The sequence below is a fragment of the Streptomyces sp. NRRL F-5135 genome (genome assembly GCF_000719775.1).
GTDB classification, from domain to species: Bacteria; Actinomycetota; Actinomycetes; order Streptomycetales; family Streptomycetaceae; genus Streptomyces; species Streptomyces hebeiensis.
Window position 1 is genome coordinate 167,960 of record NZ_JOHR01000015.1, and the last position, 10,993, is coordinate 178,952.

Consider the following 10,993-nt stretch of genomic DNA (forward strand, 5'->3'; position numbering starts at 1 on the left):
CGCCGGCCGGCAGTGGTCGGCGCACGGAGAGCGGGTGGCCCGGGAGACCGGATGCCGTAGAACACGAGGTCTGCGGGCCTGGTTCAACGGGCCGGAGGCACCGCCGTCACCGCCGCCCCCGACACCGCCGCCCAAATGGAAATTGTGGTTCGTGAATATGGGCGCGGTCTTTCCGCCGGTGCTCGTCTTCAATTTGACGGTGATTCCGTATCTCGGCGGACTCAACGCGCTCGTCCGGACGCTGGTCCTCTGTCTGTCCGTGACGGCGATTGTCACCTGGGTGCTCATGCCGCGCCTCCAGCGTTTCCTCAAGAAATGGCTGTACCCGCCGCTCCAGGCGCTGCGCGGGCGGCACCGGCGACGGGCCGCGTAGAGCAGCTCAAAGCCCCGTGGAACCGGTTCCCGGTTCAAGGCGCAGAAAGACGAAAAGGAGGTGGGCCCGGTGAAAACCCTGCTCATCGACAACTACGACTCGTACACGTACAACCTGTTCCAGTTGATCGCCGAGGTCAATGGCGAGGAGCCGGTTGTCGTGCTCAACGACGCGCCGGACGGCGCGGAGCTGGACCTGGGAGCATTCGACAACATCGTCGTCTCACCGGGGCCCGGTCATCCCGGAAAGCCCCGGGACTTCGGCATCGGCACGACGCTGCTGGCCCGCGCCCGTATCCCCGTCCTCGGCGTCTGCCTCGGGCACCAGGGCATCGCGATCGGTGAGCAGGCCCTCCTGGCCCCGGCGCCCCGGCCCCGGCACGGCCACGTGTCGACGATCCGGCACAACGGCCGGGGGCTGTTCCGGGGGCTGCCGCAGAACTTCGCCGCGGTCCGCTACCACTCGCTGTCCGTACGGGAGCCGCTGCCGCTGACCCTCGAGGCCACCGCGTGGGCCGAGGACGGTGTGCTGATGGGGCTGCGGCACCGGACGCGCCCGCTGTGGGGCGTGCAGTTCCACCCGGAGTCGGTCCTCACCGAGTTCGGCCACCGCATGCTCGCGAACTTCCGGGACCTGACGGAGGAGCTCTCCCACCAGGACCGCACACCGTCGGGAACACCGGAGCCCACCCGCGCGCCGGCCGCGGCCGGCACCCCGGCGTCGGCGGCGACGCCGGCACCGGTCGGGCCGCGGACTCCGCCCAAGGTGACCGTCACCGCCAAGGTCCCGGTCCGCTTCCCCGCCTCGGCCCCCGCGCCGGTCAAGGCCGTCCCCGCCTCGGCCCCCGCGGTGGTCAAGGGCGTCCCCGCCTCCGCCCCGGCGTCGGTCAAGGTCCGTGTCCGGACCCCGGCCCCGGTGCCCACCCTGTCGCCGGCCCCGGTGCCGGTCTCGGCGTCGCTCTCCGGGCCCTCGTCGATTCCGTCGTCGGTCGCGGTGACGGTCCCGGCTCCGGCGTCGGTCGCGGTCCCGGTCCGGGCCGCCGCCGCCCCGTCGTCGGTCGCGGTCCCGGCTTCGGCCTCCGCCCCGGTCCACGTGTCCGTACCGGCCCGTCCCCCCGCCCCGGTCCGCCGCCGCGAGGTGAAACGCCGGGTCTTCCCGAACTCCCGTAGCTCGGCGGAGAGCCTGGTCGCCTCGCCCCCCGGGCCGCCGGCCGCCGGCTACCGGCTGCACACCAGGAAGATCGGCACCGCCGTGGACGCCGAAGCGGCCTTCACCGAACTGTGCGCCGACGCGCCCCGCGCCTTCTGGCTGGACAGCGCCCAGGTCGAGGCGGGACGGTCCCGATTCTCCTTCTTCGGCGACGGCAGGGGCCCGCTGGCCGAGTTCGTACGGTACGAGGTCGGCTCCGGCGCCTGCCAGGTGGAGGGGCCCGGGCGGCCACCGGTCCGCGTGCCCGGCAATGTCTTCGACTATCTGAAGGGTCAGTTGGCGCTGCGCGCCGTGGACGCCCCCGAGCTGCCCTTCGACTTCGCCGGCGGCTACGTCGGCTACTTCGGCTTCGAGCTGAAGGCCGACTGCGGGTCCCCGAACCGCCACCGCGCCGAAACCCCCGACGCCTGCTGGCTCTTCGCCGACCGGCTGGTGGCCGTGGACCACCAGGAAGGCACCACCTACACCGTCTGCCTGGCCGAGGACACCCCGGCCGGACTGCGGTCCGCCACCGGCTGGCTCGACGCGACGACGGCCCGCCTGAGCCGGGTGCGGGCGTCCGCGGAGCCCGCCGCACCGCCCTCGGCCGTGGCCGACCTCACCGCCGCGGAACCGTGGCTGGCCCGCGACCGCAAGGGATACCTCGCCGACATCGAGGCGTGCAAGCGCGAGCTGAACGCCGGTGTGAGCTACGAGATCTGCCTCACCGACGCCGCCCGGCTCCCCGCGCCGGAGGACCCGTACGGCTTCTACCGGTCGCTGCGCCGCCACAACCCGGCCCCGTACGCGGCCTACCTCAAGTTCGGCGAGGTCGACGTCGCCTGCTCGTCCCCCGAACGGTTCCTGCGGATCACTCCGGACGGCACGGTCGAGGCCAGGCCCATCAAGGGGACCGCGCCACGGGGCGCCAGGCCCGAGGAGGACGACCTGCTGCGGGACTCGCTGGCGGCCGACGACAAGACCCGGGCCGAGAACCTGATGATCGTCGATCTGCTCCGCAACGATCTAGGCCGGGTCTGCGCCACGGGGACGGTACGGGTGCCCCGGCTCATGGCGACCGAGACCTACGCGACCGTCCACCAACTGGTCTCCACCATCGAGGGCCGGCTGAGGGAGGACAAGGACGCGGTCGACTGCGTACGCGCCTGCTTCCCGGGCGGTTCGATGACGGGGGCGCCCAAACTGCGCACCCTGGAGATCATCGACTCGCTGGAGACCGAGGCCCGCGGCGTCTACTCCGGTGCCATCGGCTACTTCGGCTGCAAGGGCGGCGCGGATCTCAACATCGTCATCCGTACGGCCGTCTTCAGCGGCGGCCGGATGCGGCTGGGGGCGGGCGGAGCCATCGTGCTCGGCTCCGACCCGGCCGCCGAGTACGACGAGATGCTGCTGAAGACCGCGGCCCCGATGCGCGCGTACCGGGAGACCATGGCGGCCGAGTCCGCCGGCCGGTCGGCCCGCCTGGTGGAGGAGCCGACCCTATGACACCCCGGTCCACCCTGACCCACCCGGTCCAACCGGTCCACCCGGTCGAGTCCGCCACCGCGACCACCCGTACGGCCCCGGAATCCGCCGAGCGTTCCGTACCCGTACCCGAACCGGCCCCCGGGCCCGCTCCCGTACGAACGGAACATCGCGCGCCCGTGCGGGTCGGACTCCCCGTGCCCGCTCCCGTACCGGCCGAGGCCCTCGTACCCGGGCCCGTACCGGCCGAACCGCCCCTGCCCCTCCCCGCACCGGCCGAACCGCCCCTTCCCCGCACGGCCGCCGAGCGTCCCGCACCCCGGCGCGGGCACGCCGCCACCGCGGCGCACCGCCCGGGCAACCTGGCCGCCGACCTCGCCGGACTGGCCGAGCGGCACGGCTGGACCGCGCGCGCCGCCTTCTACCAGGACCACCAGGTGTGGACGCACGGCGAGGTGCACGACCTCGCCGCGCGCGCCGCGACCGTCCTGGCCGACCACGGGGTGCGGCCCGGCGACCGGGTGCTGCTCGCTCTCCCCGACTCCCCGGCGTGGGTGGTGGCCTTCCTGGCCATCGCCCGGCTCGGAGCGGTCGCGGTGCTCGTCAACCCCGAGCTGCCGGCGGCCGACCACGCCTTCATGGCGGACGACAGCGAGGCCGCCGTGTCTGTCACCGGCCCAGGAGCCGAGGACCGGTCCGGCCCGGACCGCCGCCTGTACGCGGACCAGTTGCTGGCGCTCGCCCGCACCGCGGCCCCGGCCGAGCCCTGCCCGGCCGCCTCGGACACCCCGCTGTACATCCAGTACACCTCCGGTACCACCGGCCGTCCCAAGGGCGTGGTCCACTGCCACGGCGACCCCGAGGCGTACTACGAATTCGTCGGCCGCCGGCTGCTGCGGATCGGCCCCGACGACGTCACCCTCTCGGTGTCCAAGCTCTACTTCGCCTACGGCTTCGGCAACGCCTTCGTCTTCCCGCTCTTCTCCGGCTCCGCCGCGGTCCTCGCCGCCCGCCGCCCCGGCCCCGCCGCCGTCGACGAACTGGTCGCCCGGCACCGGGTGACGCTGCTCTACTCGGTGCCGTCGGCCTACGCCGCCCTGCTGGCCGACCGGGCCGTGGGCCACGCGGGCTGCTTCGCCTCCGTGCGCGCCGCCGTGTCGGCGGGCGAGAGGATGCCGGCCGGCCTCGGGGAACGGGTGACCGATCTGCTCGGCGCGCCCGTACTGGAACAGATCGGCTCCACCGAGGTCGGCCACGCCTTCTGCGCCAACAGCCTGGCCCACAACACCCCGGGCACGGTCGGGCGCCCGGTGCCCGGGTACGAGGTGGAGCTGCGGGACGACGCCGGACAGCCGGTGGCGCCGGGCGGGACGGGCGAGTTGTGGGTGCGGGGGCCGTCGCTGACCCCCGGGTACCTGAACCTGCCCGAGGAGACCGCGCGCGCCCTGTCCGGCGGCTGGCTGGCGACCCGGGACCGGGCCCGCCGTGAGCCGGACGGCACGTACCGTCACCTGGGCCGGGTGGACGACATGGAGATGGTCGGCGGCATCACCGTCGCGCCACAGGAGGTCGAGACGGTCCTGGGAGCCCATCCCGCGGTGCGCGAGGTCGCGGTGGCGGCGGTCACCGACGACCGGGGAGTCACCGGGCTGCGGGCCTACGTCGTCATGTCCGCGTCGGCCGAACCGTCGGCGTCGGCCGAACCGTCCGGGGCGGTCGACGCGACCGAGCGTGCCGCGCGGGCCGATCAGCGCGCCGCGCAGGCCGGTCAGGGCGTGCGGACGGACCACGGCAGGCAGCGTGCCCGGGCCGTACGGGCCGGGCGGCCGGAGGCGACGGCCGACGGCCTGGAGGAGGCGCTTCTGTCGCTGGCACGCCGGCACCTGGCCGCCTTCAAGGTCCCCAGGACCGTACGCGTGGTGCCGTCGCTCCCGCGCACGGACACCGGCAAGCTCCGCCGTCACCTGCTGCGCCAGGGCTCCTGGTGACCACCCCTACCCAAGATCTCAGGAAGGAACGGCCGTCATGCGACAGCCCCTGTTCTCCGCGCGCGGGTTCTACCTCGGCCTGATGTTCCAGCAGGCCGCGGCCCGGCACGGCGCCGTCGAGGTCACCCTGGACCGGCCCTTGGACGTGTGTCCCCAGGCGGGGCTCTCGGTCGGCTACCCGCACCTGGCGGCCCTCGTCGACGACCTGTCCGCACGGCTCTGGCAGGCCGGCGTACGGCCGACCGAACGGGTGGCCGTCCACAAGGCGGACAACGTCGACATCGCGCTGCTGACCTGCGCGATCTCCCGCATCGGCGCGGTACCGGCACTGCTCTCGCCCGGTCTGGACGGGCCGGTCGCCCGCGAGCTGCTCGGCCGGCTGGAACAGCCCTGGCTGATCACGGACCGGGCCACCCTGGAGGGCCCGCCGCGCGCCGCGGCGACGTCGGACACCGGGCAGGCCGACGGCCGGGCCGTCGACCGGGCCGTCGACCGGGCCGCCGGGGGGATCGACGGGCAGGACGGCGGCCCCGCCCTCGCCGGTCTCGTACGGAGGGTGCTCACGGTCGGTGAGGCACCACCCGGAACCGACGCCGTGTCCCTCGACACGTACGCCGGCGCACCGCCGCGCGGACCGGTGCGGCTGCACCCCGGCGAGCCCGCGTTGATCACCCACAGCTCGGGCACCACCGGAATCCCGAAGCTGGCGGTGCACAGCGCCCACACGATGTGGAACCGGCTGCTCCCCCAGAAGGCGCTCGGCCGGCCGACCCGCGGCGAGACGGCGGCCCTGCACCTGTCCTTCGTCCACTCCCGCTTCTACCACCTGCTCGGTGTGCTGCTGCACTACGGCAGCCCCCTGGTGCTGATGGTCGACCCGGACCCGGCCGCCGTGGGCCCGCTGCTCGCCCGCCACCGGCCGGGCATCGTGGAGACCCACCCCAACACCTTCGTCCTGTGGGAGGAACTGGCCGACGCGCCCGGCGGCCCGCTGGCCGGGGTCCGCGCGTACGGCAGCACCTTCGACGCCATTCACCCCCGTACCGTGCGCCGGCTGCTGGGCGCCTCGCGCCGGCGCTCGCCCTGGCTCGTGCAGCTGTACGGGCAGAGTGAGACCGGCCCGGTCGCGTTCCAGTGGTACACGCGCCGGGGCGCGGGTCGTACGGACGGCCGGCGGGTCGGGACCGCGTTCCCCGGTTTCACCAGGATCCGGGTAGCCGACGGCCGGGGGACCGCCGCGCGGCCGGGGGTGCCCGGCCGCATAGAGGCCCGCACCCGGGGCCGCATCCTCACCTACCTCGGCGCCCAGGAGCAGTACAACCGCCAGCTCGATCACGGCTGGTGGCAGATGGGGGACATGGGCTACCGGGACCGCTGGGGCGGGCTGTACCTGATCGACCGGGAGATCGACCGGATCGAGGAGGTGGACAGCAACCTGGAGGTGGAGGACGTCCTGATGTCCCGCCTCGACGAACTGCGCGAGGTGGTCATCGTCCCGGGCGCGGAGCGCGAACCGGTGCCCGTGGTGTGCGTACGGGGCGACCGGCCGCTCGACAGCAGGCGGTGGCGCGAGGCGACCGAAGACCTGCCGCGGATGTCGACGCCGATGCAGTGGCGGTTCGAGGACCTGCCCCGGACCTCCACCTGGAAGGTCAAACGCGTCGAGATCACACGGATGCTCACCGAGGGTGTCTTCCCGGCCGTCCGGTTCGGAGGCTGAGGTGGCGACCGTGGACCGGACGCCCGCCGAGAACCGTTCACCCGGAGGGGATCACCCACCGGCCGTGGACCGGACACCCGCCGTGGACCGGGCGCCCGCCGTGGACCGGGCGACGGCCGACGAGCGGTCACCCGCCGAGGTCCGCTCACCCGGCGGCGACCGGGCCCCCGGCGCGGGCCGGACGCCCGTCCTGGTGGTCGGCGCCGGGCCCGTCGGCCTGACGGCGGCCCTCGGACTCCGGGCGCGCGGGCTCCCCGTGACGCTGCTGGAGGCCGATCCGGAGGGCCGGCGACGGGAAGGCAGCCGCGCGCTGTTCGTACACCGGGAGACACTCCGGTCGCTGGACGGGATGCGGCCGGGCCTCGCCGCCGAGATCAGCTCGTTCGGGCAGACCTGGCGCACCAGCCGCACGCTGTACCGGGGGCGCGAGGTGTACGCGCGGACCTTCCCGCCGCCCGTCCGGCAGGCGGGGGACCGGCCAGGCCTGCCACCGTTCACCAGCCTGCGGCAGGTGGACACCGAACGGTTCCTGCTCGCCGCCTGCGAGGCCGCGGGCGTACGGATCGAATGGGGCGCGCGGGTGGCCGGGGTACGGGTCTCGGCGGCCGGTGTCGCCGTGACCGCCGAGGACGGCCGCAGCTGGAGCGGCGACCGGGTCGTCGCGGCCGACGGCGCGCGGTCGGCGGTCCGGCGCGAGCTGGGCATCCCCATGGAGGGCGGCCACGCGCCGGGTTTCCACGTCGTCGTGGACGTCGCCGAGACCCCGGGGGCGGAACTGCCGGTCGAACGGGTCTTCCACTACGAGCACCCCGGCGTGGGCGGACGCAGCGTGATGCGGGTGCCGTTCACGGGCGGTTTCCAGCTCGACCTCCAGTGCCGGGACGACGACGCGCCCGAGTCCTACGGGACGGAGGAGGCCGTCCGGGACTGGTTGCCCCGTCTGGTGGGCGACGGCCATGCCGACCGCGTGCTGTGGGTGTCGACGTACCGCTTCCTGCGCAAGGTGGCCGCCTCCTTCACCGATCCCGCGCGCCGCGTGCTGCTCGTCGGCGAGGCGGCTCACCTGTTCCCGCCGTTCGGCGCCAGGGGCATGAACAGCGGCGTCGCGGACGCGGCCGCGGCCGCCGAGGCGGTCGCGGCGGGGACGCCGGAGGCGGTCGAGGCGTTCGCCGTGACCCGGCGGGAGGCGGCGCTGTTCAACAGCGCCGCGGCCGGCGAGGCCCTGGAACACCTGCGGCCGCGGCGTCGGACCGTACGGGCGAAACAGCGAGTGGCGGCGACGCTGGCGCCCGTGGTTCCCCGGTGCGGCGCGTGGCTCGAGCGCGCGCCGTACGGGCCGCGCCACGGCTCACCCGCGAGCGCGGGCGGCACGTACTGAGGGGGCCGGCGGGTTCCCGCTGGACGGCGGGTTCCTCCTCAACGGCGGGTTCCCCCTGAACTCCGGGCCGCCGGGTCCCCCATTCGGTCCCGGCCCGGCGGTCCGGTCCTGACAAGAGAACGGATCCGGCACCGGCGGACCGCATGATGGTGCGGTGATCAGCGTCCTGTTCGCCATCCTGACCGCGGTCAGCAACGGCTCCGGTGCCGTGCTCCAGCGCAGGGCCGCGGCCACGGTGCCGGACACCAAGGCCATGCGCCTCGAGCTGATCCGGCACCTGCTGCGGCAGAAGGTCTGGCTGGCGGGGATCGGCCTGGTGATCGTCGCGGCCGTCTGCCAGGCGGTCGCCCTGGCCACCGGGCCGATCGCCGTGGTGCAGCCGATCTTCGTCGTCGAACTGCCCGCGACGCTGCTGATCGCCGGCTACGTCTTCCGGGCCCGGCTGCCGCGCGAGGTCTGGGCCGGAGTGGCGGCGGTCACCTGCGGGCTCGCTCTCGGGATGGCGTCGGCGGCGCCGGGCGGCGGCGGCGAGAGCGTGCCCGGCGCCGCCTGGATCTCCGCCCTCCTCCTGACCGGCGTCTTCGAGGGCCTGCTCCTCGCCTGGTCGACCCGGTTGCGCGGCAACGCGCGGGCCGCCGCCCTCGGCCTCGCCGCCGCGACGGGCTACGCCCTGACCGCCGCGCTGATGAAGGACGCGATGGGACGCCTGGAGGACGGCGGCGCGGCGGCGCTCTTCACCTCCTGGCAGTTGTACGCCACCGCCGTCGCCGGGGTGGGGGCGCTGTTCCTGCTGCAGAACGCTCTCCAGGCGGGTTCGCTGGCCGCCTCGCAGCCCATGCTCACCCTCGGGGACGCGCTGATCAGCATCGCCTACGGGGTGACCCTCTTCGGCGAGAGCGTCCGCGTCGGCTGGTGGCTGCTGCCCGAGCTGATCGCCGTGGTGTTGATCACGGTCGGCTGCGTGACACTGGCCCGCTCGCCCCTGGCGGGTGGCGCCGCACCGCCGCCACCACGCGTGCGCTGACCTGCGGAAGCCGCGGGGAGGAGGCCGCTCGTCGGGGCCGGCACGCGCACGCGGCCCCAAGGGCCGGACCGCACAGGCGGTGTGAGGCGACGTCCGCGCCGGCGGCACATCAGAGTTGAGGAATTGCCAACTTATGCAATTGCCCACATGATGTACCCATCCTGATGTACCCGTCGCCGCGCGTCCGGTCCCGGCCGCCCGCCCGGGTCCGCCGGCCCGCCGCACCCGTCCGGGAGGAGCCCGGGTGACCAGCCGTATCGCTCCCTTGCCGCACCGGCACGTCCTGACCCTGCCCACCGTGCCCTCGGCCGTGCGGACGGTGCGCGAGGCGACGGAACAGGTGCTGGCCGAGTGGGGCATCAGCCCGCAGCACCCCGCGGTGGACCCGGCACTGCTGATCCTGAGCGAGCTGGTCACCAACAGCGTCCGGCACGCCGCCCCGGTCTCCCCGAACCTGACCGTCATGTACGCGGCCGGCCGCGGCACGTTCGTCTTCGCGGTGCACGACCGGCACCCCTACCAGCCCGTCCTGGACGGCCTCGGCACCGACGCGGGGCCCACTGTCGGTACCGGAACCGGGAACGGCGGTCTGGCCACCGTCATGGAACTCACCAGGAGTCTGGACGGCACCGTGGTCGTCCAGGGGGACGGGGACGGCGGGGGCAAGAGCATCTGCGTCAGCCTGCCCCTCCAGCGGTGACGGCCGGGCGGTGTTCCGTACGATGCGACTGCTCACGGGCCGACTGCTCGCCCGGTCCGCGACGGGTGGAGGTCATTACGCTGAACGGCATGGGTGAGGATGGCCGCATGGCGGACAGGACGGGATGGGCGGGATGCGCGCGGACGCGGTGTTCACGACCGGCGAGAGGCACGGACGGCGGAGGACCGGTTCGGTGAGCGTGCCGCTGTACCAGCTCAAGGCGGAATTCTTCAAAACGCTCGGTCACCCCGTACGCATCCGGGTGCTGGAGCTGCTGAGCGAGCGCGAGCACGCGGTCGCCGACATGCTGCCCCAGGTAGGGGTGGAGCCTTCGCACCTGTCCCAGCAACTGGCGGTGCTGCGGCGCGCGAACCTGGTCGTGACCCGCAAGGAGGGCTCGACCGTCATCTACTCGCTGACCAGCCCGCACGTCGCGGAGCTGCTGCGGGTCGCGCGCACCATCCTGTCCGGGGTGCTGGCGGGGCAGGCCGAACTGCTGGCGGACCTGCGGGCCGCCACTCCCGAGGAGAAGGCATAGGAGGCCGTGAGCCGCCGGCCGGCCCCAGCGCCCGCCCCGACGTCACTCCGAAGCCGGGCAGGCCCGCACAGATCGTCGTCAGCGCCGAGACGAGCGTCAGCGCCGGAAGACGGCTCCGCTCCGTTCACGGCCCCGTTTCCCGTGTCCGCGGCCGGACTCCGGCAGCTGTGGGCGGAGAGCGGCCGACGCGGTGGAGCCCGGACCCGGGGGCAATCACTCATCCCCGGCGGTGGTGTCCGGCGGACAGGCTCCGTACCGGCAGTTCGTCCACCGTCCGGTGCCGGTCCGGGGCGTGCGCGGACGCAGCCGCGCCGTAGCGCCGGGCCAGAGGCCCGGAGGTGGCCCCGTGGGCCAGGACGCTGAGCAGCACCGTGCAGACCACCACCGGCACGACCGCGCGGGCGGCGGAGGCGTCGAGTTCCTCGACGGCCAGCAGGCCGAAGACGACGGCTCAGCAGCGCGAGCGCGAGCACGGCCGTGACCGCGAACTCCTCGGCCGGCCATCCCCGGCGCAGCGCGCGGCGCAGCAGCCGGCCGGCGGCCAGTCCGAGAGCGGTGCCGTAGCCGATCCCGATCAGCAGTTCCAGGAGCGCGCCGCC

At 74.3% G+C, this 10,993-nt stretch carries 10 protein-coding genes; 9 read left to right on the forward strand and 1 reads right to left on the reverse strand.

Translation table 11 applies throughout. The features are described 5' to 3' along the window. Positions 1–199: 199 nt before the first annotated feature. The 8 genes from IG02_RS43690 (at position 200) to IG02_RS0126155 (ending at position 10,394) form a co-directional block, all read left to right on the forward strand. The gene (locus IG02_RS43690; RefSeq protein ID WP_324604751.1) at positions 200–373 is read left to right on the forward strand and encodes a hypothetical protein; all 174 of its coding nucleotides are present in this window, start codon (positions 200–202) and stop codon (positions 371–373) included. 69 nt (positions 374–442) lie between these two features. Beyond that, a complete protein-coding gene (gene pabB / locus IG02_RS43105) occupies positions 443–3,067 on the forward strand; it encodes an aminodeoxychorismate synthase component I (protein WP_051765745.1) in 2,625 nt (874 codons plus the stop codon). Beyond that, complete coding sequence (locus IG02_RS37000) at positions 3,064–5,034, forward strand: AMP-binding protein (protein WP_107055702.1); 1,971 nt, start codon at positions 3,064–3,066, stop codon at positions 5,032–5,034. Before pabB ends, IG02_RS37000 begins: the two co-directional genes overlap by 4 nt. 37 nt (positions 5,035–5,071) lie before the next feature. Next, positions 5,072–6,754: a class I adenylate-forming enzyme family protein gene (locus IG02_RS0126135; protein ID WP_037804247.1), complete on the forward strand. Its 1,683-nt coding sequence runs from the start codon at positions 5,072–5,074 to the stop codon at positions 6,752–6,754. Between the two features lie 190 nt (positions 6,755–6,944). Then, positions 6,945–8,132 carry an FAD-dependent monooxygenase gene (locus tag IG02_RS0126140; protein ID WP_030752991.1) on the forward strand — a complete coding sequence of 396 codons (1,188 nt, stop codon included), beginning with the start codon at positions 6,945–6,947 and terminating at the stop codon, positions 8,130–8,132. Positions 8,133–8,286: 154 nt separating this feature from the next. Then, positions 8,287–9,156: a DMT family transporter gene (locus tag IG02_RS0126145; RefSeq protein WP_030752993.1), complete on the forward strand. Its 870-nt coding sequence runs from the start codon at positions 8,287–8,289 to the stop codon at positions 9,154–9,156. 244 nt (positions 9,157–9,400) lie between these two features. Continuing rightward, on the forward strand, positions 9,401–9,856 hold the full coding sequence (locus IG02_RS0126150) for an ATP-binding protein (protein WP_030752995.1): 456 nt from the start codon (positions 9,401–9,403) through the stop codon (positions 9,854–9,856). Between the two features lie 193 nt (positions 9,857–10,049). After that, positions 10,050–10,394: an ArsR/SmtB family transcription factor gene (locus IG02_RS0126155; RefSeq protein ID WP_030752999.1), complete on the forward strand. Its 345-nt coding sequence runs from the start codon at positions 10,050–10,052 to the stop codon at positions 10,392–10,394. Positions 10,395–10,611: 217 nt separating this feature from the next. Here the strand turns inward: IG02_RS0126155 and IG02_RS41770 are convergent, their stop codons facing one another. Continuing rightward, positions 10,612–10,764, reverse strand: coding sequence for a hypothetical protein (locus IG02_RS41770; protein WP_158712385.1), 153 nt, complete (start codon positions 10,762–10,764; stop codon positions 10,612–10,614). Between the two features lies 1 nt (position 10,765). Here IG02_RS41770 and IG02_RS0126165 point away from each other — a divergent pair. After that, on the forward strand, positions 10,766–10,993 hold a 228-nt coding region (locus IG02_RS0126165; RefSeq protein WP_030753002.1), incomplete at its 3' end, for a hypothetical protein.

What these genes read in the sequence shown, in the direction of transcription:
- IG02_RS37000 (WP_107055702.1), top strand. Translation starts at nt 3,064, where the DNA reads ATGACACCCCGGTCCACCCTGACCCACCCGGTCCAACCGGTCCACCCG.
- IG02_RS0126135 (WP_037804247.1), top strand. Translation starts at nt 5,072, where the DNA reads ATGCGACAGCCCCTGTTCTCCGCGCGCGGGTTCTACCTCGGCCTGATG.